This window comes from Pseudonocardia petroleophila (assembly GCF_014235185.1).
Taxonomy (GTDB): domain Bacteria; phylum Actinomycetota; class Actinomycetes; order Mycobacteriales; family Pseudonocardiaceae; genus Pseudonocardia; species Pseudonocardia petroleophila.
The window spans coordinates 3,800,564-3,825,551 of sequence record NZ_CP060131.1 but is presented as its reverse complement, the minus strand read 5'-3'; the positions used below and the strand labels follow the sequence as shown (position 1 = coordinate 3,825,551).

Here is a 24,988-nt window from a genome sequence, read left to right as displayed (position 1 = left end):
AGGAGGAACGGTGGAGGTAGATCTCGAGATCGGCGACGGTGTCGCGGTACTGACGCTGAACGCACCGGAGCGGCGCAACGCGCTGACGCCGCAGATGGCGGGTGAGATGGTGGCGGCGCTGGAGCGGGTCGACGCGGACGACGGTGTCGGGGCGCTGGTGATCCGGGGCGCCGGCGGCCGGTTCTGCGCCGGGGCGCACACCGGCACCCTGGCCGGCGCGGGCTCCGATCCGGCCGACGACGCCACCTACACCGGGCTGTCGGTCATCTACGAGTCGTTCACCCGGGTGGGCCGGGTCCGGGCGTTCACCATCGCCGCGGTCCGGGGCGCCGCCGTCGGTGCGGGGATGAACCTGGCCCTGGCCACGGACATGCGCGTGGTCGCCGGGAACGCCCGGCTGATGTCGGGGTTCCTGCGGATCGGGCTGCACCCCGGCGGCGGGCACTTCGTGCTGCTGTCGCGGCTGGCCGGGCGCGAGGCCGCGGCCGCGATGGCACTGGGCGGCGCGGAGATCGACGGTGACCGGGCCGTCGCGCTCGGCCTGGCGTGGGAGTCCGTGGACGACGGCGCCGTCGAGGCCCGGGCCATGGAGTTCGCCGCGGGCGTGGCCAAGGACCCGGCGCTGGCCAGGGCCGCGGTACGCAGCTTCCGGATGGAGACCGGCCCGCCGGCGGTCGGTTGGGACACGGCGGTACAGACCGAGCGGGCACCACAGATGTGGTCGATGCGCAGGCGAAGCGGAGGACGATGATGACCACCACGACGGTCAACCGGACCTGGTCGAAGACCGGGATGGGCAAGCTGGAACTGCTCGAGGCCCCGGTCCCCGAACCGGGGCCGGACGAGGCCGTGCTGCGCACCCGGCTCGCCACCGTGTGCGGCTCGGATCTGCACTTCCTGCACGAGTTCCCGATGCCCCGCGGCGTCGAGCAGGTCGGGATGGGCCACGAGGCGGTCGGCACCGTCGCCGTGCTCGGCGAGAACGTCCGCGGGTTCGCCGTCGGCGACCGCGTGGTCGCGTCCTGCGTCGTCGGCTGCGGCGAGTGCGGCAACTGCCTGCGGGGGCAGCTGCAGGCCTGCCTGGTCCTGGGCAAGGTGCCGGGCATCTCCAACGCCCTGGCCGGTTGCCAGGGCGACCACTTCGTGGTGCCGCGCGCGACGATCAACATGGCGAAGGTGCCCGAGGGCCTGTCCGACGAGCGCGCCCTGCTGGCGGGCGACGTGATGTCCACCGGATTCTCCGCGGTCGAGCGCGCGAACGTGGAGACCGGCGACACGGTCGCGATCTTCGCCCAGGGACCCGTCGGGCTCTGTGCCACCGCGGGAGCCCGGATGCACGGCGCCGGACTCGTGATCGCGGTGGAGGGCGTACCGGAGCGCGCCGAGATGGCGATGCGGCTCGGCGCCAACGTCGTGGTCGAGCCCGAGGGCGCGGTGGCCCGCATCCGGGAACTGACCGGCAAGCGCGGCGTGGACGTCGCGATCGAGGCGCTCGGCCGGGCCGAGACCTTCGCCGCGGCGCTGGAGTGCACTCGCCTAGACGGCACCGTGTCCAGCGTCGGGGTGTACGCGGCGCACCGCAGCCTCGACGTCCCGGTCGGACTCGGGTTCTACCAGCGCAAGATCGTCACCAGCCTATGCCCGTCCGGGAGCGATCGGCTGCGCCGGCTCTTCGCGCTGGCCGAGCACGGTCCGGCCGACCTGTCGCAGCTGTTCACCCACCGGATGCCGCTCTCGGCCACCGACGAGGCGTACGAGCTGTTCGGCTCCCGCCGCGACGGCGTGATCAAGATCGCCCTGACCCCTGACGTGGAGGACGGATCGTGACCAGCACCCTCCCCGGGATCACCGCGGAGTCGACGTCGCGCTTCGTGCAGGTCGACGAGCACCGCATCCACCTGCACGACACCGGCACCCGCACGGAGCGGGCCGCGAACCGACCCCCGCTCGTCCTGCTGCACGGCGGCGGACCAGGCGCCTCGGGCTGGAGCAACTTCTCGCAGAACGTCGCCGGGCTCGCCGAGGAGTTCCGCGTCCTCGTCCTGGACCAGCCCGGCTACGGCCGCTCGGACAAGCCCGTCGTCCAGGACGGCGTCTGGACCTTCAACGCCTACATCCTCAACGTACTGCTGGACGCGCTCGACATCCCCCGGGTCCATCTCCTGGGCAACTCCCTCGGCGGCGGTACCGCACTGCGCGCCGCCCTCGACTACCCCAACCGCGTCGACCGCATGGTGCTGATGGGCCCGGCCGGCGGCACCCTGCCCGTGCTCTCCCCCGAACCCTCCGAAGGACTCAAGACCCTCTTCGACTTCTACGCCCCGCCGGGGCCCAGCATCGAGAAGATGCAGCGCCTGATCGAGGTCATGACCTACGCGCCCCGTGATGTCCCACCCGGCCTGCTCGAGCAGCGCTACGCCGCGGCCACGGAACCCGACGCCGTCGACTACGCCACCCGCCTGTTCACGACCTTCGGCACCGGTGTCCCGGAGGAGCTCTGGCGCGACGTGCACCGGATCCCGCACACGACCCTGCTGACCTGGGGCCGCGACGACCGTGTCCTGCCCCTCGACGGGGCGTTCTTCATGCTCCGCCGGATGCCCGACGCCCGCCTGCACGTCTTCCCACGGTGCGGGCACTGGGCCCAGCTCGAGCACCAGGCCGAGTTCGACGCCCTCACCATCACGTTCCTGACCGGGCCGTGACATCCGCGCGGACCGGTGGAACGACGATGTGACTCCGGTCGGGAGCAAGCGCTGCCGCCGGTAGGATGAACCGGATCATCCGTGTCGTCGGTTCCCGCGTGTCCCGGCGGTTCCGCGCGTGCCGAGCCGGAGGTGAGACCGTGGCCGGATTCCGGCGGACCGTGCTCCTGGAGGTCGCCACCGAGTTGTTCTCGCGGCAGGGTTTCCATGCAGTGGGCATCGACGACATCGGAGCCGCCGCGGGCGTCACCGGGCCGGCGGTGTACCGCCACTTCCAGAACAAGGACGCCATCCTGCGGGATCTGTGCACCTCCGCGATGACAGAGCTGCTGACGGGCGCGCGCCGCGCCGCGGGCACCGGCGGCCCGGAGGACGTGCTGCACGCACTGATCGAGGTGCATGCCGGGTTCGGTTCACGTCACCGGCGGCTGGTGGCGGTGTACGTGCGCGAGCACCGGGCGTTGTCGCCGATGGCGCTGCGGGCACTGCGCCGTCGGCAACGCGACTACGAGTCGATCTGGACCGACGCGCTCGTCCAGGTCCGCAGCGACCTGGGCGCCACGCAGGCCCGCGGCGTGGTCACGGCGGTCCTGTCGCTGCTCAACGCGGCGGCCCACATGCCGGCCCAACTCGACGACGCCACGGTGCAGGGACTGCTGAGTTCCGGCGCCGCCGCGGTGCTGCTGACCCGGCCTGCTGATGCCGCCGCCCTCGGCTCGGCCGCCGGCTGACCGCGGCAGTTCTTCCTGGGGCGGCCCGGTCCGGACGTAGACTCGCGCGCCTCCGGCACCTAGTGTTAACCGCGGTTCACTTACCCGTCCTCCCGGAGGCCGTCATGAGTTTCGTCGAGACGTCCGAACAGTCCATGATCCGCGAGACCGTCGCGAAGATCGCCGGCGGCTTCGGCCACGACTACTTCGTCGACATCACCCGCCGCGGCGAGCCCGCGCTCGAGCTGTGGCAGGCGCTCGCCGACGCCGGGTTCGTCGCGGTGAACATCCCCGAGGAGTACGGCGGCGGCGGTCAGGGGATCACCGAGCTCGCGATCGTGTGCGAGGAGCTCGCGGCGGCCGGCTGTCCGATGCTCGTCCTGATCGTCTCCTCCGGCATCGCGGCACCCGTCATCGCCCAGCACGGCAGCGCCGAGCAGCGGCAGCGCTGGCTCCCCGCGATGGCGAACGGCGCCAAGAAGATGGCGTTCTCCATCACCGAACCCGACGCCGGTCTCAACACCCACAAGATCACCACCTCGGCCGTCCGGGACGGCGAGGACTGGCGCATCCGGGGCACCAAGTACTACGCCTCGGGCATCGACGAGGCCGACCAGATGCTGCTGGTCGCCCGGACAGGTGTCAACGAGGCGACCGGGCGCTCGCGGCTGTCGCTGTTCGTGGTCGACACCGACGCGCCCGGTCTGACCCGGACCGTGATCCCGATGGAGCTCAAGGTCGCGGAGAAGCAGTTCTTCCTGCACTTCGACGACGTCGTGGTCACCCCGGACCGCATGATCGGCGCAGAGGGCGAAGGCCTGCGGCACGTGTTCACCGGCCTCAACCCCGAGCGGATCACCGTGGCGGCGGTCAGCGCCGGGATCGGTCGCTACGCGCTGGGCAAGGCCTCGCGCTACGCCAACGACCGCCACGTCTGGGACGTGCCGATCGGCGCCCACCAGGGCCTGGCCCACCCGCTGGCCGAGGCCAAGATCGCGCTGGAGCTGGCCCGCCTGATGACGCAGAAGGCCGGCTGGCTGTTCGACAGCGGCCGGGACGCCGGTGCCGCATCGAACATGGCGAAGTTCGCCGCGGCCGACGCGGGACTGCGCTGCCTGGACGCGGCGATCCAGATCCACGGTGGTAACGGGATGGCGTCCGAGTACGGGCTGGCCGACATGTGGGGAATGGCCCGGCTGCTGCGCACCGCTCCGGTCAGCCGCGAGATGATCCTGAACTACGTCTCCGAGCACTCGCTCGGACTGCCCCGGTCCTACTGAGGAACACACCCGTCCCGGGCCCGCCGTGCGGGCCCGGGATCGGCGTCAGGGCCGGTGGCGGACGCGTTCGTGGTTTCCCCAGGTCACGTCGATCGCGGTCGCGATCACGCGCCTGGTGTCGCGCGGGTCGATGACGTCGTCGACGTAGAAGTGCGCTGCGGCCTCCCACGGCTCGGACTCGAGCTGCCACTCCTCGGTGAGCTTGCCGAACAGCCGGTCCCGGGCCTCGGTGCCGCCCTGGGCGAGCTCGCGCTCCAGGTCGCCGCGGTGCACCGTGCGGACGCCGGCCTCCGGCGCCATGAAGCCGAGTTCCGCGGTGGGCCAGCAGACCAGCATGTCCGGCGCGGTCTGCGAGCCCCCCATGAGGAAGTAGCCGCCACCGTAGGACTTGCGCATGATCACGCTGATCCGCGGCACCATCGCGGTCGAGAGCCGGACCGCGATCCGTTCCAGGTAGCGCAGCACGCCGCGGCGCTCCTCCTGGGTGCCGATCATCAGACCGGGCACGTCGTGCAGCATGACCAGCGGGATGTTGAAGGTGTCGCAGATCTCGATGAACCCGAGATACTTGTCGAGGGCCTCGACGTCGAGTGTCCCGGCGCGCTGCATCGGCTGACTGGCCACGATGCCGACCGGGCCGCCCTCGATCCGGGCCAGCGCCGTGATCACGGACTTGCCGCGGGTCTCGCACCACTGCAGCAGCGAGTCCCGGTCGACGATCGCCGCCAGCACCTTGCGCATGTCGTAGCCGCGCTTGCGTTCGGTCGGGACGAGCGTGAGCAGCGCCTCGGCGTCCGTCGCGGGCGGCTGCGGCACCGCCACCGGGGCGGCCGCGGCGGCGTGGTCGGGCAGGTACCCCAGCGCGCGCCGGACCCAGGCGATGGCGGCCTGCTCGTCGGCGACCACCGCGTGGGCGGTGCCCGCCTCGACGGCCGCGACGCCGGGACCGCCCAGATCCAGGTGGGTCACGTTCTCGGCGATGGCGGTGCTGACGACGGACGGCCCGGACAGGGCGACCGAGGCCTGCTCGGTCATCACGGTGAAGTGCCCGGCCGCCGCCTGGAGCGCCGAATCGCCGTAACAGGGGCCCAGCGCCGCCACCAGCCGGGGGACCGCCGGGTACCCGTCGGGTGGGGTCAGGAACTGCTTGAAGTCCAGCGGCAGCCCGCCGAACCGCCAGCCCATGATGTCGGGCATCCGGCCGCCGTCGGCGTCGGCCAGGGTGATGATCGGCAACCCGGCGCGACCGGCGGCGGTGATCAGTCGGGTCTGTTTGCGGGCGTTCACCGCGGCGGTGGTCCCGGACAGCACGGTGGCGTCGATGGCGATGACGGCGACCCGTCGGCCGTCCACGGTGGCCCACCCGGTGACCACGCCGTCGGCCGCCGTCGCGTCGCCCTCGCGGCGCAGCTCCGGCTTGGTCAACAGACCCAGCTCGAACCACGATCCCGGGTCGATCAGCAGGTCGATGCGCTCGCGCGCGGTCAGCCTGCCGCTCGCGTGCTGGCGGGCGATGCGCCGCGGACCGCCCATCCCGAGCGCCTCGGTGCGGCGCTCGCGCAGCTCGTCGAGATGGGTGTCCATGCCGTCGGCGTTCAGCGGTCGGCCCGCCTTTCGTTCGTCGCGGACTCGAGAACCGTGTGCCAGACGTCGTTGGCGACGTCGTAGGGCGCGTAGAGGGCCGCCCGGTCGAGCAGACCGTCGAACCGCGCCCGGATGGCCGCGACCAGGTCCTTCGGGTGCGCCACCACCGCGAAGGCCTCGACCAGCTCGTCGGACACCAACCGGCCCATCTCGTCCCACTCGCCGCGCTTGGACAGCTCGGTCAACCGCGGCCCGACCGCTCCGGCGCCCACCGACTCCAGCACCGTCCGGTACGCCGGTGTCGAGGCGTAGAAGCCGATCTGGAGCCGGGTTGCGGCGAGGGCCGCGTCCGTCGCGGCGGCGTCCGAGCCGGTGACCACCAGCACCGGAGCCATCACCGTGAAGCCGGAGCGGTCCCGCCCGGAGAGCTCGCGCCCGCGCTGCAGCGCGGGCAGGGTGACCTCGGCCAGGTACTGCGGCGTGGTGAGCGGGTGACCGGCGAAACCGTCGGCCACCTCGCCGGCCAGCCGGGTCATGATGTCGCCCACCCCGGCCAGCATCACCCGCGGCGGACCGTACGGCGACGGGTCCGGGGCGAACGTCGGGGTCATCAGCGTGTGCCGGTAGTACTCGCCCTGGAAGTCCAGCGGGGCGCCGTCGTTCCAGCACGCCCACACCGCGCGCAGTGCGCCGACGAACTCGCGCATCCGCGCGGCCGGGTGCGACCACTCCAGGCCGTAGCGACGCACGATGTGTGTCTTGACCTGCGACCCGAGCCCCAGCACGAACCGGCCGCTGGCCAGCACGTTGAGGTCGTGCGCGGCCTGCCCGAGCACCACGGGGTTGCGCGCGAGCGCCACCGCCACGGCCGTGCCCAACAGCATCCGGCTGGTCGACGCGGCGGCGAGCGCGAGCGGCAGCAGCGGGTCGCTGCCGGCCTCGATGGACCACAGCCCACTGCAGCCGGCGTTCTCCAGGTCCGCGGCCATGGCCCCCACGGTCGCCAGCTCGGGGCGCCGGTTGGCGTAGAAGTCGATCTCCACCACGCCGCTCACCCCGGCCGGCCCGGCCGGTCACGGGGCAGCACCACCGTGGCCCGGCCGGTGACCGAGCGGCGCCCGCCCGCGGTGGCCCAGAGCTCGACGTCGGCGAGGGATTCGGCCCCCTCCGTGCGCACCTGCTCGACCCGACCCTCGCAGGCCAGTACCTCGCCCGCGCAGGAGAAGGACCGCATCGAGATGTCGAGCATCCGCAACCGGCCGCCCAATCCCATCCACTGCCGCAGCGTCGCGTCGAACATCGCCTGCACCAGCATGGTGTTGGCGTACATCGTCGGCGCACCGGTCTGCCGGGCGAACTCCGCGTCGTGGTGGATCGGCGCGAAGTCGCGGTTCGAGGCGGCCTCCATCACCAGCCGCTGCGGCGTCAGCGGCAGGGCGAACACCGGCACCGGCATGCCCGCGGTGACCTCATCGGCGTAGAGCGTGTGCTCCACCGGACTCACTCCTGACCCGGCTGCTGAGCCGTGTAGCGGAAATAGGTGACCCGCTCGGTGCCGACCACGGCGGCGTCCTGGTTGCGGTAGACCGTCTCCACCACCAGGAACGCCCCGTCGCCGACCGCGGTGCGCTTGCGATTCATGCTCTGCAGCCGCGACACCCCCGAGATCCGGTCGCCGGGGTACACCGGCTCGCCGTACTCGGTCTCCGAGCGCACCACGAACAGGCTGTCCCCCGGCGCCGGTACGTGGACCGCGGGGTAGTCCGGCAGGTAGGCCGCTGCGCCCTCGACAGGCCGTGCCTCCCCCGGCCGCCAGTACGGCGGCATGGACCAGGTCATCAGCATCGCGGTCGGCGACACGACACCCCGGTACCCGTGGACCTTCGCGACCTGCTCGTCGTAGTGCAACGGGCAGTCCAGCGCCAGCGTCTCCAGCCGGCGGCGGATGTCGGCCCGGGTCACCTCGTCGGCACCCTCGAACGAGCCGAGCTCGGCGCCGACCATCGCCTCGGCGTCCTCCCAGGTACCGAACGTCAGGTCCCACTGCGGTCCGGCCACAGCTCTCAGCCGTTGCCGGTCGAGGCGCCGCCGTGCCGCAGCACGACGCCGGGCGTGGCCCCGGTGTCCTTGCCGTCGATCATCGTGACCTCGCCGTTGACCATGATGTAGCGGTACCCGACGGCCTTTTGGATGCGGCGCCATTCGTTGCCGGGCAGGTCGTAGACCACCTCGGTGTCGGTGATGGCGAGCTGGTCGAGGTCGTAGACCACGATGTCGGCCGGGGCGCCCTGCCGCAGGGTTCCGCGGTCCTGGAAGCCGGCGCAGAACGCCGGGAAGGCGCTGAGCCGCCAGTGTGCCTCCTCCAGCGAGATGATGTCGTTGTCCCGGGCGAACCGGATGATCGTCTCGGTCGGGTAGCGGCCCGCGGTCAGGAACTTGGTGTGCGCCCCACCGTCGGAGACCCCGTAGATCGAGTACGGGTAGGCCACGACCTCCTTGAGCAGGTCGAGCGAGTTGCTGAACGACTCGGCGAAGAACATCGCCTTCAGGTCGTCGCCGACCGCGATGTCGAGCATGACGTCCACGGCGGACTTGCCCTCGGCCTCGGCGATCTCGCCCAGGAACAGGTCGTGGTACTTCTTCAGGTCCGGGTTCTCGCATTTGAGCACGACGATGTTCTCCATCGGCCCCGTGACGCCCGTCGAGATCTCGGTGCGCAGGCGCTCGCGACGCGCCGGGTCACCGAGCTTCTCCATCTTCTCCTCGAGCGTGCCGGTGGTGGCCTCGGCCCACGCGTCGGAGTCGTCGAACAGGTTCCAGTCCTCGAAGGTGAAGGTGAACCCGGCGGCGGTGGTCATCGCCTGGCCGTACACCCGCAGGCCGCGCTCACGCATCCGCTCCAGCCACTTGATCGTGTTGCGGTGGCGGTGCGGGTGGAAGTCGTTGGTCTGCAGCACGTTGTAGAGGATCGGCCGGCCCGACACCTCGGCGAGCTCCGCATAGTGCGCCCCGTCGTGCTTGGGGTCGCCGCTGGCGTAGGTCATCTGGATGAAGCCCTCGTTGCGCTCGGCGAGCACGCTCGCCAACTCCAGCGCGGTCTTGTCGGACATGTTGTCCGAGGGCATCGGGGTGCCGTCGTAGTCGCGCTGGTTGGCGATCCCGCCGGTGGCCGGGAGCCGCTGCGCCGACCAGCCGCATGCCCCCGCGTCCATCGCCTCGTGCAGCAGGCGCTTGATCTCCGCCATCTCGTCCGGCGTCGGCTCGCGGCCGTCCTTGGCGTCCTGCAGCCCGAGGACCCAGACGAGCAACGGCCCGGTGGGCACGTAGGGCAGCAGGTTCACCCCCTTCGGGGTGCGGTCCAGGCTCTCCAGGAACTCGGGGTAGGACACCCAGTCCCAGGGCAGGCCGGCCTTCATCGAGTCGAACGGGATCGCCTCGACCCGCGTCATGCTCAGCATCATCCGCTCGCGCATCTCCGGGCGCACCGGCGCGAACCCGAACCCGCAGTTGCCGATCACCACCGAGGTGACGCCGTGCCAGCCCGACAGCGTGCAGTACGGATCCCAGTAGACCTGGGCGTCGTAGTGGGTGTGCAGGTCGATGAACCCCGGCGCGACGATGCAGCCGGTCGCGTCGACCACCTTGTCCGCATCGCTCTCGGCGATGCGCCCGATGCTCGCGATCTTGCCGTCGACGATACCGATGTCACCTCGATAGCGAGGCACCCGCGTGCCGTCGATGATCATGCCGTTCTTGATGACGGTGTCGAAACGAGCCATCAGGCCCTCCCTGTCAACTGGTCGACGTTAACCACGGTAAACCTAGCTCACGTCGACGCCTGGTTCAATGGATGCCGACCGCCGTCGGCGACAGTGCGTCCCGCCCGGCTGGGCGGGACGCGAGCAGGACCGCCCCTGCGGCGCGGCCCGGTCACCGACGAGACGGTGACCGCGGTGATCGCGATGCGGAGCCGGCCGCTCGACGCGCTCACGCGGCCACCCCGCTGGACCGACGTGGGGCGTCAGGCGGTCGCGATCGCGGCCGCCTGCTGCCGCCCGAGACGTTCGATCGCGAGGTCCCGCAGCCGGAACTTCTGGATCTTGCCGGTGACCGTCATGGGGAACTCGTCGACGAACAGTACGAAGCGCGGGGTCTTGAAGTGGGCGACGCGGGCCCGGCAGAAGTCCTTCAGCTCGTCCTCGGTGCACACCGCGCCGTCGCGCAGCTTGACGAAGGCGACCACCTCCTCGCCGTACTTAGCGTCGGGCACCCCGGTGACCTGGACCTCCTCGACCGGGTCGAACCCGTAGAGCAGCCCCTCGAGCTCCGCGGGATAGATGTTCTCCCCCCCGCGAATGATCATGTCCTTCTTCCGGCCGGTGATCTTCAGGTAGTCGTGCTCGTCCATCTCCCCCAGATCACCGGTGTGCAGCCAGTTCGCCTCGTCGAGCGCCTCGGCCGTACCCTCCGGGTTCTCCCAGTACCCGCGCATCACCGGATACCCCCGCGCACACACCTCGCCCTGCACACCCCGGGGCACGACGTCACCGGTGGCCGGATCCACCACCTTGATCTCGATGTGGGGGTAGGGCCGGCCGACTGTGCTCGCGCGGACGTGGTCGGGATCGTCGATCGTGGTGCCCACGATGATCGGGGACGACTCCGTCTGGCCGAACATGATCACGAAGTCGGGGACGTGCAGGTCGGTCACCACCCGCCGGACGATCTCGATCGGGCACGGGGCACCGCCCATGAAGCCGGTGCGCAGGCTGGTCAGGTCGAAGCGGTGGAGGTCAGGCACCGCCAGCATCGCCACGAACATGGTCGGCACCCCGTTGAGCACGGTGGCCCGCTCGTCGTGCACCGCCTGCAGGACCGCGACGGGATCGAACGTCTCGCTCGGGATGATCAGTGTCGCCCCGTGCGAGACGGTCGCCATGGTCGTGCAGCTCATCCCGCCGGTGTGGTAGAAGGGCATGTGCGCGACCACGCGGTCGAGGTGGGTGCGCTGGGTCTCCAGGCCGTGCTGGTAGCCGTTGTTGAGCAGGTTGTGGTGGGTCAGCACCACACCCTTGGGCGAGCCGGTGGTTCCCGAGGTGTACTGAATGTTGATCGGATCGTCGAACTGCAGGCTCCGGCCACGCTCGGCGAGCGCGCCTTCGTCGGCCGCGGCACCGGCCGCGGCGAGGTCGGCGAAGGTGATGGTGCCCGGCGCCGCCTCCTCCCCCAGCACCACGACGTCGCGCAGGTGCGGCAACCGCGCCGACACCAGTCGGCCCGGCGTGGCCGAGGCGAGTTCCGGGGCGATCTCCCCGAGCATGGCGAGGTAGTCGGCGTACCGGGTACCCCGCGACGTCACCAGCATCCGCATACCCGACTGGTTGAGAGCGTACTCCAGCTCGAGCACGCGATAGGACGGGTTGACCGTGACCAGGATGGCGCCCACCTTGGCCGTGGCGAACTGCAGAGCCACCCACTCCCAGCGGTTGGTGGCCCACATGCCCACCCGGTCGCCGCGCTCGATCCCCCGCGCCAGCATCCCGTTGGCCAGCGCGTCGACCTCGGCGCGCAGCTCGCGATAGCTCAGCCGGCGCGCCTGGGGCAGCGCCACCACGGCCTCGTTGTCCGCGAACCGCTCACTGACCTGGTCGAAATGCTCCCCGATGGTCGCGCCGAGCAGCGGGCTGCCGGGCATCCGGTACGCGTAGCTGGGCTCCCCGACCCGGTCCGGCGCGTCCTGCGCGGGGGCTGATGTCGCCTGTACGGCTGTGGATGTCACGTGGACTCCGCTTCGTCGCGCCTGCGTGGTGGAAGCACATGCCCGGTCTACCGTCGCCCGGCATTGCGCAGCAGGCAGGAGTGTGAACGGCAGTTAACTTCAGGTCAATACCCCGCGCCCCGCGGGGGACGACCGAGCCCGCCTCCGCTACCGGCCCGCGCGGACCTGGATCCACCAGGCCCCGGAACGCGTTCCCACCCGATCGCGGTGCCGGGTGGGCCGGCCGTCGAACGTCGGCGAGGCGATGTCGAGACCCCGCGGAATCGGATCGATCCCGGACCGGTCCTGTCCGGCTCCGGGTGACCGATTCCCGTTCGGCCCTCCGGGTCCGTCCCGCCGGGCGGGATGCACCCGCGGCGTCCGCGATCTCATTCGCCCGGCGCAGATCGGAATTCTCCTTCCGGAGCCGACGCGGCTCCACGACTGCGGCCGAGGTGAGGCAGGCCGGCGCGCCCGGCCGTGGTCGGGCCCGGCGGGTGCGTCGGCCGTCAGGCCGACCCGGCCCGGCGGGCGACGGCGACGGCGGCCTCGCCCTGTTTCGCGCCGACCATGTCGGCGATCTCGGCCCAGCGACCGGCCAGCGCGTCGTCCGTCGGCGGCTCGACGAAATCCGCCCCGAGCGACTCGACCAGCCGCACCCGGCTGAAGTGCGGCCCGTTGACCCGCACGATCTCGGCGGTGAGGTCGCACTCCTCGGTGCACAGCCAGCCCACCGCGGCCGACACCCAGGCCGGGTCGAGGTCGGTGGAGGCGTCGAGCAACCCGGCGGTCATCCGGGTCAGCGCGACCGGGGCGACCGAGTTGACGCGGATGCCGTAGCGCGCGCCCTCGAGCGCGAGGGTGTGCATGAGGCCGACGACGCCGAGCTTCGCGGCGGCGTAGTTGGCCTGCCCGAAGTTGCCGAACAGGCCGGCGCCCGAGGTGGTCATCACCACCCGCCCGTAGCGCTGCTCGCGCAGGTGCGGCCAGGCCGCCCTGGTGACGAAGGCCGAGCCGTCCAGGTGCACGCGGACCACGGCCTGCCACTGCTCGGTGGTCATCTTGTGGAACGTCGTGTCCCGCAGGATCCCGGCGTTGTTCACCACGACGTGCACGCCGCCGAAGGCCTCCACCGCGGCGGTGACCGCCGCCCGGGCGCCGTCGTCGGTGGAGATGTCGTGGTGGTCGGCCACCGCGACCCCGCCCGCGGCGGTGATCTCCGCGACCACGCCCTGCGCCGGACTGCCGTCGCCACCCTCCCCACCGCGACCCACCCCCGGGTCGTTCACCAGCACCTGTGCACCACCCGCGGCCAGCCGCAGGGCGTGGCTGCGGCCGAGACCGCGACCGGCTCCGGTCACGATGGCCACCCGTCCGTCCACACCTGACATGTCGTCTCCCCAGCGTTCGTCGTCCGACCGGTCACCTGGGGCGGGACCGGCAGCCGGTGCCAGGCTCGGTCCCGGCGAGCCACGCCAGCGCCCGGATCGCGTCCCACCCGCACCCAGTTATCGCATAATCATTACACCGCGTTCGGCCCGGAATCCCGCCTCCATCACCCATCTGGAGCTGTGCATCGCCACGGTACCTGGACCATCGTGACCATGGTCACGTGGACGAAGATCTGGAGGATCACCCCATGACCGAGTCCCTGCGCTGGGCCCTGGAGCGGGCCGCGCTGGTCGCGGGCGAGCGTCCCGCGGTCGTCGACGGCGACGTCAGGTTCGACTACACCACACTGGCCCGGCGCGTCGCCGCCCTCGGCGGAGGGCTGCATTCACTCGGCATCGGCGCCGGCGACGTGATCGGCGTGCTGGCGCTGAACGGGTACCGACACCTGGAGTACTGGCTGGGTGTGCCGGCCATCGGCGCCGTCCTCAACGACCTCAACTTCCGGCTCAGCGAGGAGGAGCTCGCCTTCATCATCGACGACTGCGGCACCGTCGCCCTGGCCGTGGACGACATGCACCTGGCGGTGGGCCGCTCGCTGCTCGACCGCTGCCCGACGCTCACCACGCTCGTGCACATGGGTGACGGCCCCGCCCCGCAGGGCGCGGCCTCCCATGACGCGCTGGTCACCCACGCGCCGGCGACCCCGGTGAACCCGGCCCCCGACGACATCGCCGGCATCTTCTACACCGGCGGCACGACCGGGCGGCCCAAGGGCGTGCTGCTCAGCCACCGCAACCTGGTCGCGAACGCGAAGCACGCCCTGCTCGCCATCCGACACACCCCGGACGAGCGGTACCTGCACGCCGGGCCGATGTTCCACCTGGCCGACGGGTCGCAGACCTACGCGGTGACCTGGATCGGCGGGGTGCACGTCTTCGTCCCCGGCTTCGACGCCGACCTGGTGGGCCGGACCATCGAGCGTGAGCGGGTGTCCCTGATCCTCATCGTGCCGTCGATGATCAACATGCTGGTGAACCACGCGGGCACCGCCGACCGAGACCTGTCCAGCCTGCGACTGCTGCTCTACGGCGCCTCTCCGATGCCCGACCAGCTCCAGCAGGCCGCGATGAAGCTGTTGCCGTGCGAGTTCAGCCAGCTCTACGGGATGACCGAGGCCGCCCCGCTGCTCACCCAGTGCACCCCGGAGGACCACCGGCGCGGGGCGGCCGGTGAGCAGCCGTTCGCCGGACGGCTGCGGTCAGCCGGGGCGCCGGTGATCGGGGTGCAGGTGGAGATCCACCGCGAGGACGGCACCCGGGCCGCGCCCGGGGAGGTCGGCGAGATCTGGGCCCGGGGCCCGAACATCATGGTCGGCTACCTCAACCGTCCGGAGGAGACCGCGGCCGCGCTCGACGCCAAGGGCTGGTACCACAGCGGCGACGCGGCGTGGGCCGACGAGCTGGGGTACGTCTACATCGTCGACCGGGTCAAGGACATGATCATCTCAGGGGGCGAGAACGTGTACTCGGCCGAGGTCGAGAACGTGCTCTACACCCATCCGGACGTCCTGGAGGCGGCCGTGATCGGCGTCCCGGACGACTCCTGGGGCGAACGCGTGCATGCCGTGGTCGTGCCGCGGCCCGGCGCGGAGCCCGCGGTGGAGGACCTGGTCGCGCACTGCCGGGCCCGGCTCGGCGGCTTCAAGGTGCCCCGCTCCGTGGACTTCCGGGCCGACGCGCTGCCCAAGTCCGGAGCCGGGAAGATCCTCAAGCGCGAGCTGCGGGCGCCGTACTGGGCCGGGAAGGACCGGGGGGTCAACTGAGCAGGCGACCGCGCTCAGCCCGCGACTCCCTCCCGGCCGTCGAGCCACTCCTTGAACCGGCCGTAGTGCTTGTCCGGGTCGCGCTCGACGAAACGGGCGCGGGCGTGGCACAGCGGCCGGTCGTCGCCGGACAGGTACAGCTCGGCGTGGATGATCCAGTGCCCGCGCTCGTCGCGGGACTCGGGCCAGGCCCGAACGTCCAGCTCGCGATCCAGCGGGACGGGACGCCGGAACGCCACGTTCATCTCGGCGGTCACCGACAGGACCGCCGCCGCGATCGGTACCGCGCCGCACGCCTCGTCGAGCGCGCCCATCACCGAACCGCCGTGCACGACGCCACCGGCACCCTCGTGCTCGGCGGAGAACCGGGCCGTGCCCTCGACGGCTCCGTTCTCACCGCGGCGCAGCACCAGGCCGAAGCGGCACCGGCCGGCTGGCCTACACCCCATGCACAGCATCTTCCCGAACTCGATGCTGAACAGCGGCGCGGCGCCGTCGGGGGACTCCGCGGGGGCCGGGACGGCGCCCGGCTGGGCAGGCAGGCTCACCGGCGTCACGGTATCCGAACCCGCACCGCACACCGCAGCCGGTGGTCAGCGATGTTAGTCACTGCTAACGTCTGCAGCCATGTCTGACCCGCTCGCCACACTGGCCGGCTTCGCCGAAGTCACCCCGGGCCGGCTCGACCGCCCGTTCCTCGGCCTGCACCTCGAGTCCGCCGTCGCGGCCCTGCGCGACGCCGGCATGGCACCCGACGACATCGACGGCCTGCTGTGCGTCGGCTCGATGATGGGCGAGTCCGTCGAACACACCTTCTTGTCCGAGGAGATCCAGGACTCGCTCGGGCTGCACAACCTCAGCCTGCAGCTCGGCGTGCAACTCGGGGGCGGCAGCCACCTGGCGATGCTCGGCGTCGCCACCCGCGCCATCCAGAGCGGGCAGTGCTCGGCGGTGCTGTGCGTGTCCGCCGGGGTGTTCCCGCCGATCCGCGACGTTGGCCGCAACCTGATGACGATGACCTGCCACCCGGACTACGAGCTGCCCTACGCACCGTCGATCCCCACCCTGTACGGGCTGATCGCCCAGTCCTGGCTCGACGAGACGGGGCAGGGCCGGGAGGTGTTCGCCGAGGCGGTGGCGGCCCAGCAGGAGTGGGCCGTCGGGCACCCGACGGCGATCGGGGCGGGCGCGGGACCGTTCACCGTGGCCCAGGTACTGGAGGCCCGGCACATCGCGGGGCCCTTCGGCTACCTCGACTGCTCGATCCCGTGTGAGGGCGGCGGCGCGTTCGTGCTGGTCGCACCCGAGCGGGCGGCCGGCCTTCGGCACCGTCCGGTGCACGTGGTGGGCGTCGGCGAGGGCCACACCCACGGCTTCCTCACCTCGATGCCCGACCTGTCGCGCACCGGGGCGGTCCGCTCCGGGGCGAAGGCGTTCGCCGAGGCCGGCTTCGGGCCCGCCGACGTGGACCTCGCACAGCTCTACGACGCGTTCAGCTCCAACCCGCTGATGCTGATCGAGGAGCTGGGCCTGGCCGAGCGCGGCAAGGCGGTCGAGCTCTACCGCGAGGGCGCCACCCGGCCGGGCGGACGGCTGCCGGTGAACACCAACGGCGGCCTGCTGCGGTTCGGGCACTCCGGCACCGCCTCGGGCATCTGCGGAGTCCTGGAGGCCTACCAGCAGATGTCCGGCCGAGCCGCCGGCATCCAGGTCGACCGCGCCGACCGGGCCGTCGTGCACGCCTACGGATCCATGTTGTGCAGCCATGTCACCGTCGTACTGGAGGGCTCGTGACCACCTACCTGGACGGCCTGGCCGACCCCGAGGTCCTGCCGCGCGTCGACGAGGTCAACCGCGGCCACTTCGAGGCCGCGGCCCAGGGCAGGCTCGCGGTGCGTCAGTGCACCGCGTGCGACCTGCTGTTCCACTACCCTCGCCCGTTCTGCCCGCGCTGCCACTCCGCGCAGCTGCGCTGGACCGACGTCTCCGGCGAGGCCACGGTCGTGGTCGCCGCGGTCGTCAGTCGGCCCCCGTGGAACGACCTGCCGCGGGCCGCGCCCTACCCGGTGGTGATCGTGCGGCTGGCCGAGGGCCCGCAGATGCTGTCCACCGTCGAGCGCTGCGACCCCGCATCCGTCGTCCCCGGGATGGCCGTGCGTGCCGCGTTCGAGCGCGTGGGCGACATCGGGCTGGTCCGTTTCGTGCCCGCATCCTGAGCCGCCGACACCGGGCCCGACCGCACCCCTTCGGAGGAACCGTGACCATCGACCACGACCTGCACGCCAACCTCGTCACCCGGGTCAACGTCGGCGACATGCTGACCCGCAGCGCATGGCGCAATCCCGACAGCGAGGCGGTCGTCGACGGCGCCCGCCGTTTCACCTACGCGCAGCTCAACGCGGAGGTCAACCGGCTGGCCCACGCGCTGCTGGCCGCCGGCTACCGGCGCGGCGACGTGCTCGCGCTGGCCAGCGGCAACAGCGCGGAGTTCCTCGCGACCTACTACGCCTGTGCCAAGACCGGCGTCGTCTGCGTGCCGGTGAACCTCGCATGGGGGCCCTCCGAGGTCTCCTACGTCCTGGAGCACTCCCGGGCTCGCGGCGTGGTGGTGGAGAGCCAGCTCGCCGGGCTCGTCGACGGTGCGTTGCGACTCACCGAGGGCACCGGTGTCGTCGACGTGGTCGTGGCCCCCGGCACCGGGGCCGACTGGGCCGCCGGGTCGACGGGCACCTGGCGGGATCTGGCCACGTTCGTCGGGGACGCCGGGACCGGCGAGCCGGAGTGCCTGGTCGGCGACCGGGACCCGATCAGCTACCTCTATACCAGCGGCACCACCTCCGCCCCCAAGGGCGTGGTCAGCAGCCACGTCGCGGTCTACATCGAGTCGCTCAACGCCCCGCTGGTGCTGGGTATCGACGGCAAGGAACGGTCGGTGGCGATGATGCCGCTGTTCCACACCGCGCAGCTCAACGGATTCACCACGGGCCTGCTCTACATGGGTGGCACGCTCGTGCTGATGCGCGCGTTCGACCCGGCCGCGCTTCTGGCCACGATCGAGTCCGAGCGGATCACCCAGATCTTCGGGCTGCCGATGATGTACCGGATGGTGATGGACCACCCCGACATCGACAAGCGCGACCTGTCGACGTTGCGGCTGGCCCTCTACGCGATGGCCCCGATGCCCGACACCGACCTGCGCCGGGCGATGGAGGTGTTCGGCTGCGACTTCGCGCTCGGCTTCGGGCAGACCGAGATGAACCCGATCACCACGGTGTTCCCGCCGGAGTACCAGCTCAGCCACGCCGGTTCGGTCGGGCTGCCGGTGCCCAACGTCCAGGTCGGGATCATGGACGACGAGGGCAACCTGCTGCCCGCCGGCGAGACCGGCGAGATCGTCTACCGCGGCCCGCACGCGATGGAGGGCTACCTGCGCAACACCGAGGCCACCACCGAGGCGTTCGCACACGGCTGGTTCCACTCCGGCGACGTCGGCCGGTTCGACGCCGACGGTCTGCTGTGGTTCGCCGACCGCAAGAAGGACGTGATCAAGACCGGCGGCGAGAACGTGGCGTCCATCGAGGTGGAGAAGGCGCTCTACGAGGCCGAGCCCCGGATCCAGGAGGTCGTCGTCGTGGGGCTCCCGCACGAGCGGTGGTCCGAGGCGATCGCCGCGATCGTCACGCCCAAGCCCGGTGTGCAGCTCACCGAGGAGGAGGTGCTCACCGCAGCCCGGAGCAGGCTGTCGGGGTTCAAGGTGCCCAAGGCGGTGCTGTTCGCCGACGAGATGCCCCGCACCGCGACCGGCAAGATCCAGAAGAACGTGCTGCGTGAGCAGCACCACCGCCACTTCGAGAGCTGACGGCCCTCTGCCGGCCCGGAGGGGGGACCGGCAGGGAGACCGTCTCCGCACCGGCCGGCTCACGTGACGCGAGCCGGCCGGATCGCGGTCAGCCGCCGGACGCCGAGGGGAACTTGGGCGCCCGCTTCTCCTTGATCGCCGTGGCGCCCTCGAGCACGTCGTCGTCGAAGAAGTTGAGCATCTCGTAGGCGAGGGAGGCCTCGAAGATCGGGCTGGCGTCGCGGATCCACAGGTTCAGCGAGCGCTTCGTCCAGCGCAGCGCGTGCTGCGGACCCGCGGCCAGCTTCGCCGCGACGGACAGCGCGGTGGGCAGCACCTCCGCCACCGGCCGGCACAGCGACACCAGGCCGATCCGCTCGGCCTCCTTGCCGTCGATGAACTCGGCGGTGAGCAGGTAGTACTTGGCCTTGGCCATGCCGCACAGGATCGGCCAGATGATCGCCGCGTGGTCACCCGCACCGACACCCAGCCGCAGGTGCCCGTCGGTGAGCCGGGCGTCCTCGGCGATCACCGAGATGTCGGCCATCAGGGCCGCGGCCAGGCCGGCGCCGACCGCCACCCCGTTGATCGCCGAGATCACCACCTTCTGGCAGTTGGCGATGTTGTAGACCAGGTCGGCGGCCTCCTTGGCGATGGCCGCGATCTGCTTGAAGTCCTTGACCTGGTCGACGACCATGTCAAGGTCACCACCCGCGGAGAACGCCTTGCCCGCACCGGTGATCACCGCGATCCGCGTGGCGTCGTCGGCGTCGACGTCGAGCCAGACGTTGCCGAGTTCCCAGTGCAGTCGCTTGTTGGTGGCGTTGAGCCGTTCCGGCCGGTTGATGGTGATCAGCAGGACGCCGTCGGACGGGCGTTCGAAGGTCAGGTACTCGTACTCGTCGTAGTCCACGGGAGCTCCTCGCTCGTCGATGTGCGCAGGAATGGTCGGGTATGGGCTAGAGGCCGATGTGCTTGGCGATGATCTCCTTCATGATCTCCGTGGTGCCGCCGCCGATCCCGAGGATCCGGGAGTCGCGGTAGTGCATCTCCACCTCGGTCTCGCGCAGGTAGCCCATGCCGCCGTGGAGCTGCACGGCGGTGTCGACGGCGAGCGCGCAGGCCTCGACGGCCTGGTTCTTGGCCATCGAGACCATCCGCACGTCGGTGTCACCGGCGACGATGCGGTCGACCGCGACGCGGGTGTAGGTCCGTGCGACGTCGACGGCCGTCGCCATGTCGACGATCTTGTGCCGGACCACCTGCCGGGTCGAGAGCGGCCGGCCGAAGGTCTCCCGCTGCCTGACCCAGTCCAGGGTGAGGTCGAGGCAGCGCTGGGCGGTGGCGTAGCACTGCACCGCGATGAAGGCCCGCTCCACCTGGAACTGCCGCATGATCTGGACGAAACCGCTGTTCTCCGGGCCGACCAGGTTCGCCACCGGCACCCTGACGTCGGAGTAGCCCAGCTCGGCGGTGTCGGAGCAGAGCCAGCCCATCTTCCGCAGCGAGCGCGAGACGGTGAATCCCGGCGTGTCGCGGTCCACCACCAACAGCGAGATGCCGGACGCCCCCGGGCCGCCGGTGCGTACCGCGGTGGTGACGAAGTCGGCCCGCACCGCGGAGGTGATGAACAGCTTCGCCCCGTTGACGACGTAATGGTCGCCCTCGCGCCGCGCGGTGGTCCGGATCCCGGCCACGTCGGAGCCGGTGTCGGGCTCGGTGATGCCGAGGCTGCCGATCTTCTCCCCGACGAGGGTCGGCTCGACGTAGCGGCGGATCTGATCGGGGTCGCCGGACGCGACGAGGTGCGGGAGCGCGATGTTGTGGGTGAGCAGGCTGGCCAGCACCCCCGAGGAACCGCCCCCCTCCATCACGGCCTCGGTGAGCAGCACCAGGTCCCGCAGGTCGCCACCGCTGCCGCCCACCTCCTCGGGGAACCCGATGCCGAGCAGCCCGACCTCTGCCGCGCTCCGGTGCAGCGCGCGAGGCAGCTCGCCCGCGTCCTCCCACTCCGGCAGGTTCGGGGCGATCTCCCGGCGGGTGAACGACAGCGCCAGCTCACGCAGCGCGAGGCGCTCCGGCGTCGTCCACGGATCCGGTGTCGCTGTCGGGACGGCACGCTGGTCCAGCTGGGTCATGGGAGCTCCTCCGGTGTTCCGGGCCGGGATCCGCAGCACCGAACGTGCGCACCCCGTTGTCGCAGGACGTTAGTAGCCGCTAACGTAACCGGTCAGGAGATCGACGTCGATGCCGCCATGGAGGAGAAGTTGGTTGACGTGCTGCCCGACCGGGTCGACACGCAGGGCCCGGACTACATCGGCAACCGCAAAGGGCTCACGGCACAGCTGACCGCGATCTCCGAGCAGCTCGCGCTGGCCAACGGCGGGGGCGGGGAGAAGTACGTCGCACGCCATCGCAAGCGCGGGAAGCTACTCGTCCGGGAACGGATCGAGCTGCTGCTCGACCCGGACACCGCGTTCCTGGAGCTGTGCCCGTTCGCCGCGTGGGGCACCAAGTTCCCGGTCGGCGCCAGCGTGGTCGTGGGGATCGGGGTGGTCGAGGGCGTCGAGTCGATGATCATCGGCCACGACCCGACGGTCCGCGGCGGGGCGTCGAACCCGTTCACCTTCCGCAAGGTCTTCCGCGGTATGGCGATCGCCCGCGAGAACCGGCTGCCGATCATCAACGTCGTCGAGTCCGGCGGAGCCGACCTGCCCACCCAGGCCGAGATCTTCGTCCCGGGCGGCCAGCTGTTCCACGACCTGACCCAGCACAGCGCCCTGGGCCTGCCCACCCTCGCGCTGGTGTTCGGCAACTCCACCGCGGGCGGCGCCTACATCCCGGGCATGTGCGACTACGTGGTGATGATCCGCAACCGCTCCAAGGTCTTCCTCGGCGGCCCGCCGCTGGTGAAGATGGCGACCGGGGAGGTGTCCGACGACGAGTCGCTCGGCGGCGGTGACATGCACGCCCGCACCTCCGGCCTGGCCGACTTCCTCGCCGAGGACGAGCAGGACGCCATCCGGATCGGGCGCCGGATCATGGCCCGGCTGAACTGGCGCAAGCTCGGGCCCGGCCCGACGATGCCCGCCGACCCGCCCGTGCTCGACCCGGACCAGCTGATCGGCATCGCCTCGGTCGACCCGAAGGTCCCCTTCGACCCGCGCGACGTCATCGCCCGGGTGGTCGACGGCTCCGCGTTCGACGAGTTCAAACCGCTCTACGGCACCTCGCTGGTCACCGGGTGGGCCTCGATCCACGGCTACCCGGTCGGTATCCTGGCCAACGCCCGGGGGATCCTGTTCAGCGAGGAGGCCGAGAAGGCCTCGCAGTTCATCCAGCTGGCCAACCAGGTCGACACGCCGCTGATCTTCCTGCAGAACACCACCGGCTACATGGTCGGCGCCGAGTACGAGCAGGGCGGGATCATCAAGGACGGCGCGAAGATGATCAACGCGGTATCCAACAGCACCGTGCCGCACCTGACGATCGTCATGGGTTCCTCCTACGGCGCGGGCAACTACGGGATGTGCGGGCGGTCCTACTCCCCGCGTTTCCTGTTCGCCTGGCCGAACTCCAAGTCGGCCGTGATGGGCCCGGCGCAGCTGGCCGGGGTGCTCTCGATCGTGGCCAGGGAGTCCGCGGCGGACCGCGGCCTGCCCTTCGACGAGGACGCCGACGCCCAGATGCGCGCCGCCGTCGAGGGGCAGATCGAGCGCGAGTCGGTGGCCCTGGCCAATAGCGGGCGGCTCTACGACGACGGGATCATCGACCCGCGCGACACTCGGACCGTGCTCGGACTCTGCCTGTCCGTGGTGCACAACGACGAGGTCCGTGGCCAGCGTGGCTACGGCGTGTTCCGGATGTGATGGCGATGCCCGTGATCAAGAAATTGCTCGTAGCCAACCGTGGCGAGATCGCCCGGCGGGTCTTCCGGACCTGCCGCGACCTCGGCATCGCCACGGTCGCGGTGTACTCCGATGCCGACGCCGACGCCTGGCACGTCGAGGACGCCGACGAGGCGGTACGGCTGCCCGGCTCCTCGCCCACCGAGACCTACCTCCAGGTCGACCGGGTGATCGCCGCCGCGCTGCACACCGGAGCAGACGCCGTGCACCCCGGCTACGGCTTCCTGTCGGAGAACGCGGCCTTCGCCCGCGCCTGCGCTGCGGCCGGGCTGGTGTTCGTCGGGCCGCCGCCCGACGCCATCGACGCGATGGGCTCCAAGCTCACCGCGAAGGCGATGATGGCCGAGGCCGGTGTCCCGGTGCTCCCGGGCGGGGACGCGACCGACCTCGACGCCGAGGCGCTGCGCAAGCTCGGCGCCGAGGTCGGCTACCCGCTGCTGGTGAAGGCCAGTGCCGGTGGCGGCGGGCGCGGGATGCGGATCGTGGAGTCGGCCGACACGCTCGAGGAGTCCGTGGCCTCGGCGGCCCGCGAGGCCACCTCGGCGTTCGCCGACGGCACCGTGTTCCTGGAGCGCTACGTGCAGCGCCCCCGGCACGTCGAGATCCAGGTGATGGCCGACACGCACGGCGGCACCGTCGCGCTGTTCGAGCGGGAGTGCTCGGTGCAGCGACGCCACCAGAAGGTGATCGAGGAGGCTCCCTCGCCGGTCGTCGGCGAGGACCTGCGGGCCAAGATGGGCGCCGCGGCGGTCGCCGCGGCGAAGGCCGTGGGGTATGTGGGCGCCGGTACCGTCGAGTTCGTCCTGGACGCGAACGGGGGTGCCGACGACGGCACGTTCGCCTTCCTGGAGATGAACACGCGCCTGCAGGTCGAACACCCGGTCACCGAGCTGGTCACCGGACTGGACCTGGTCCGCCTGCAGCTGCTAGTGGCGATGGGTGAGCCGTTGCCAGCGGAGGTCCTCGAGCCGACGATCACCGGCCACGCGGTGGAGGCTAGGCTCTACGCCGAGGACCCGACGAAGGGCTACCTGCCCCGTACCGGCACTCTGCGCACGCTGCGCTTCCCCGAGCTTACCGGCGTGCGGGTCGACTCCGGCGTGCGGGACGGCTCCGTGGTCAGCCACCACTACGACCCGATGCTCGCCAAGGTCATCGTCTGGGCACCCACCCGGGCCGAGGCGCTCGGCACGCTGTCCGCGGCGCTGGCCGGGGCCCGGATCCACGGCCTCACGACCAACCGCGACCTGCTGGTCCGGGTGCTGCGGCACCCGGAGTTCGCCGGCCGCGGCACCGACACCGGCTTCCTGGACCGGCACGACGCCACCGAGCTCGGCGGGCCGCTGCTCGACGCCGACGGCGAGCGGCTGCACGCCCTCGCCGCCACCCTCGCCGGGGTCGCCGCCAACCGGGCGACCGCCCGGGTCCAGCCCGGCCTGCCGGCGGGATGGCGCAACAACCCCTCGCAGCTGCAGCGGGCCGGGTGGACCTCGACCGCGGGCACCGAACTGCAGGTGTCCTACGCGATGCACCGCGACCGGGTCGAGGCCGAGGTCGACGGCAAGCCGATCGAGGACATCGTCGTGCTCGACCACGGCCCCGGCCGGGTCGTGCTGGAGGCGGCCGGGGTACGGCGATCCTACGAGGTGCTCCTCGACGGCGAGACCGCCCACGTCGACAGCAGTGCGGGGTCCAGCACCTTCACCCGGATCCCCCGCTTCGTCGACCCCAGCACCCTGAAGCCGGCCGGATCGCTGACCGCGCCGATGCCCGGTTCGGTGATCCGGGTGCCCGTGGCGGCAGGCGACCTGGTCACCGCGGGCCAGCCCCTGGTCGTGCTGGAGGCGATGAAGATGGAGCACTCGGTGACCAGCCCGATCGACGGGGTGGTGACGGAGCTGCCGGTCGAGGTCGGCCGGCAGGTGTCCACCGGCGACCCGCTCGCCGTGGTCGAGCCCGTCGACGACGAGACGTAAGTACGCACCGCGCGA

21 protein-coding genes are annotated in these 24,988 nt (G+C 71.3%); 11 read left to right on the top strand and 10 right to left on the bottom strand.

Annotation, left to right across the window (positions count from 1 at the left end; translation table 11 throughout):
• Positions 1–10 precede the first annotated feature (10 nt).
• From H6H00_RS19090 to H6H00_RS19070, 5 genes are all read left to right on the top strand, one after another.
• The gene (locus tag H6H00_RS19090; RefSeq protein WP_185717103.1) at positions 11–751 is read left to right on the top strand and encodes an enoyl-CoA hydratase-related protein; all 741 of its coding nucleotides are present in this window, start codon (positions 11–13) and stop codon (positions 749–751) included.
• On the top strand, positions 751–1,827 hold the full coding sequence (locus tag H6H00_RS19085) for a zinc-binding dehydrogenase (protein WP_185717102.1): 1,077 nt from the start codon (positions 751–753) through the stop codon (positions 1,825–1,827). The genes H6H00_RS19090 and H6H00_RS19085 overlap by 1 nt, the downstream gene beginning before the upstream one ends.
• Positions 1,824–2,705, top strand: a complete 882-nt coding sequence (gene hsaD / locus H6H00_RS19080; protein WP_185717101.1) for a 4,5:9,10-diseco-3-hydroxy-5,9,17-trioxoandrosta-1(10),2-diene-4-oate hydrolase — start codon at positions 1,824–1,826, stop codon at positions 2,703–2,705. The genes H6H00_RS19085 and hsaD overlap by 4 nt, the downstream gene beginning before the upstream one ends.
• Before the next feature lie 140 nt (positions 2,706–2,845).
• Positions 2,846–3,436 (top strand): TetR/AcrR family transcriptional regulator, encoded by a 591-nt coding sequence (locus H6H00_RS19075; RefSeq protein ID WP_185717100.1) that lies wholly within the window; start codon positions 2,846–2,848, stop codon positions 3,434–3,436.
• Between the two features lie 104 nt (positions 3,437–3,540).
• On the top strand, positions 3,541–4,695 hold the full coding sequence (locus tag H6H00_RS19070) for an acyl-CoA dehydrogenase family protein (protein WP_185717099.1): 1,155 nt from the start codon (positions 3,541–3,543) through the stop codon (positions 4,693–4,695).
• A gap of 45 nt (positions 4,696–4,740) precedes the next feature.
• On the opposite strand, the gene H6H00_RS19065 is transcribed toward H6H00_RS19070, so the two are convergent.
• The 7 genes from H6H00_RS19065 to H6H00_RS19035 form a co-directional block, all read right to left on the bottom strand.
• A complete protein-coding gene (locus H6H00_RS19065; protein WP_185717098.1) occupies positions 4,741–6,279 on the bottom strand; it encodes an acyl-CoA carboxylase subunit beta in 1,539 nt (512 codons plus the stop codon).
• Positions 6,280–6,290: 11 nt separating this feature from the next.
• Positions 6,291–7,325, bottom strand: a complete 1,035-nt coding sequence (locus H6H00_RS19060) for a TIGR03617 family F420-dependent LLM class oxidoreductase (protein WP_221775593.1) — start codon at positions 7,323–7,325, stop codon at positions 6,291–6,293.
• 5 nt (positions 7,326–7,330) lie between these two features.
• Entirely contained in the window at positions 7,331–7,774 is a 444-nt protein-coding gene (locus tag H6H00_RS19055) for a hotdog family protein (RefSeq protein ID WP_185717097.1), read from the bottom strand.
• A gap of 5 nt (positions 7,775–7,779) precedes the next feature.
• On the bottom strand, positions 7,780–8,337 hold the full coding sequence (locus tag H6H00_RS19050) for an FAS1-like dehydratase domain-containing protein (RefSeq protein WP_185717096.1): 558 nt from the start codon (positions 8,335–8,337) through the stop codon (positions 7,780–7,782).
• Positions 8,338–8,342: 5 nt separating this feature from the next.
• Complete coding sequence (locus H6H00_RS19045; RefSeq protein WP_185717095.1) at positions 8,343–10,058, bottom strand: N-acyl-D-amino-acid deacylase family protein; 1,716 nt, start codon at positions 10,056–10,058, stop codon at positions 8,343–8,345.
• A gap of 242 nt (positions 10,059–10,300) precedes the next feature.
• Positions 10,301–12,058, bottom strand: a complete 1,758-nt coding sequence (locus H6H00_RS19040) for an AMP-binding protein (RefSeq protein WP_439653247.1) — start codon at positions 12,056–12,058, stop codon at positions 10,301–10,303.
• Positions 12,059–12,546: 488 nt separating this feature from the next.
• Complete coding sequence (locus tag H6H00_RS19035) at positions 12,547–13,428, bottom strand: SDR family NAD(P)-dependent oxidoreductase (RefSeq protein WP_185717094.1); 882 nt, start codon at positions 13,426–13,428, stop codon at positions 12,547–12,549.
• 248 nt (positions 13,429–13,676) lie between these two features.
• On the opposite strand from H6H00_RS19035, the gene H6H00_RS19030 reads away from it, so the two are divergent.
• A complete protein-coding gene (locus H6H00_RS19030) occupies positions 13,677–15,251 on the top strand; it encodes a long-chain-fatty-acid--CoA ligase (protein ID WP_185717093.1) in 1,575 nt (524 codons plus the stop codon).
• Positions 15,252–15,265: 14 nt separating this feature from the next.
• On the opposite strand, the gene H6H00_RS19025 is transcribed toward H6H00_RS19030, so the two are convergent.
• Complete coding sequence (locus tag H6H00_RS19025) at positions 15,266–15,799, bottom strand: PaaI family thioesterase (protein ID WP_185717092.1); 534 nt, start codon at positions 15,797–15,799, stop codon at positions 15,266–15,268.
• 79 nt (positions 15,800–15,878) lie between these two features.
• On the opposite strand from H6H00_RS19025, the gene H6H00_RS19020 reads away from it, so the two are divergent.
• The 3 genes from H6H00_RS19020 to H6H00_RS19010 are packed head-to-tail and all read left to right on the top strand — an operon-like array spanning position 15,879 to position 19,110.
• The gene (locus H6H00_RS19020) at positions 15,879–17,045 is read left to right on the top strand and encodes a thiolase family protein (RefSeq protein ID WP_185717091.1); all 1,167 of its coding nucleotides are present in this window, start codon (positions 15,879–15,881) and stop codon (positions 17,043–17,045) included.
• A complete protein-coding gene (locus H6H00_RS19015; protein ID WP_185717090.1) occupies positions 17,042–17,467 on the top strand; it encodes a Zn-ribbon domain-containing OB-fold protein in 426 nt (141 codons plus the stop codon). Before H6H00_RS19020 ends, H6H00_RS19015 begins: the two co-directional genes overlap by 4 nt.
• A gap of 41 nt (positions 17,468–17,508) precedes the next feature.
• Positions 17,509–19,110, top strand: coding sequence for an AMP-binding protein (locus H6H00_RS19010; RefSeq protein WP_344735827.1), 1,602 nt, complete (start codon positions 17,509–17,511; stop codon positions 19,108–19,110).
• A gap of 88 nt (positions 19,111–19,198) precedes the next feature.
• On the opposite strand, the gene H6H00_RS19005 is transcribed toward H6H00_RS19010, so the two are convergent.
• Both H6H00_RS19005 and H6H00_RS19000 read right to left on the bottom strand, forming a co-directional pair.
• Entirely contained in the window at positions 19,199–20,002 is an 804-nt protein-coding gene (locus H6H00_RS19005; RefSeq protein ID WP_185717089.1) for an enoyl-CoA hydratase/isomerase family protein, read from the bottom strand.
• A 46-nt stretch (positions 20,003–20,048) separates the two neighbouring features.
• Positions 20,049–21,227 carry an acyl-CoA dehydrogenase family protein gene (locus tag H6H00_RS19000; protein WP_185717088.1) on the bottom strand — a complete coding sequence of 393 codons (1,179 nt, stop codon included), beginning with the start codon at positions 21,225–21,227 and terminating at the stop codon, positions 20,049–20,051.
• 117 nt (positions 21,228–21,344) lie between these two features.
• Here H6H00_RS19000 and H6H00_RS18995 point away from each other — a divergent pair, with 117 nt between their 5' ends.
• Both H6H00_RS18995 and H6H00_RS18990 read left to right on the top strand, forming a co-directional pair.
• Positions 21,345–22,958: an acyl-CoA carboxylase subunit beta gene (locus tag H6H00_RS18995; protein ID WP_221775592.1), complete on the top strand. Its 1,614-nt coding sequence runs from the start codon at positions 21,345–21,347 to the stop codon at positions 22,956–22,958.
• A complete protein-coding gene (locus tag H6H00_RS18990; RefSeq protein WP_255425261.1) occupies positions 22,958–24,973 on the top strand; it encodes an ATP-binding protein in 2,016 nt (671 codons plus the stop codon). Before H6H00_RS18995 ends, H6H00_RS18990 begins: the two co-directional genes overlap by 1 nt.
• Positions 24,974–24,988: the final 15 nt, after the last annotated feature.

Excerpts from the sequence above, each read along its gene's own strand:
- H6H00_RS19045 (WP_185717095.1), bottom strand. The coding sequence starts at position 10,058 with ATGGCTCGTTTCGACACCGTCATCAAGAACGGCATGATCATCGACGGC.
- H6H00_RS19030 (WP_185717093.1), top strand. The coding sequence starts at position 13,677 with ATGACCGAGTCCCTGCGCTGGGCCCTGGAGCGGGCCGCGCTGGTCGCG.
- H6H00_RS19085 (WP_185717102.1), top strand. The coding sequence starts at position 751 with ATGACCACCACGACGGTCAACCGGACCTGGTCGAAGACCGGGATGGGC.
- H6H00_RS18990 (WP_255425261.1), top strand. The coding sequence starts at position 22,958 with ATGGCGATGCCCGTGATCAAGAAATTGCTCGTAGCCAACCGTGGCGAG.
- H6H00_RS19000 (WP_185717088.1), bottom strand. The coding sequence starts at position 21,227 with ATGACCCAGCTGGACCAGCGTGCCGTCCCGACAGCGACACCGGATCCG.
- H6H00_RS18995 (WP_221775592.1), top strand. The coding sequence starts at position 21,345 with ATGGAGGAGAAGTTGGTTGACGTGCTGCCCGACCGGGTCGACACGCAG.
- H6H00_RS19020 (WP_185717091.1), top strand. The coding sequence starts at position 15,879 with ATGTCTGACCCGCTCGCCACACTGGCCGGCTTCGCCGAAGTCACCCCG.
- H6H00_RS19070 (WP_185717099.1), top strand. The coding sequence starts at position 3,541 with ATGAGTTTCGTCGAGACGTCCGAACAGTCCATGATCCGCGAGACCGTC.
- H6H00_RS19035 (WP_185717094.1), bottom strand. The coding sequence starts at position 13,428 with ATGTCAGGTGTGGACGGACGGGTGGCCATCGTGACCGGAGCCGGTCGC.
- H6H00_RS19065 (WP_185717098.1), bottom strand. The coding sequence starts at position 6,279 with ATGGACACCCATCTCGACGAGCTGCGCGAGCGCCGCACCGAGGCGCTC.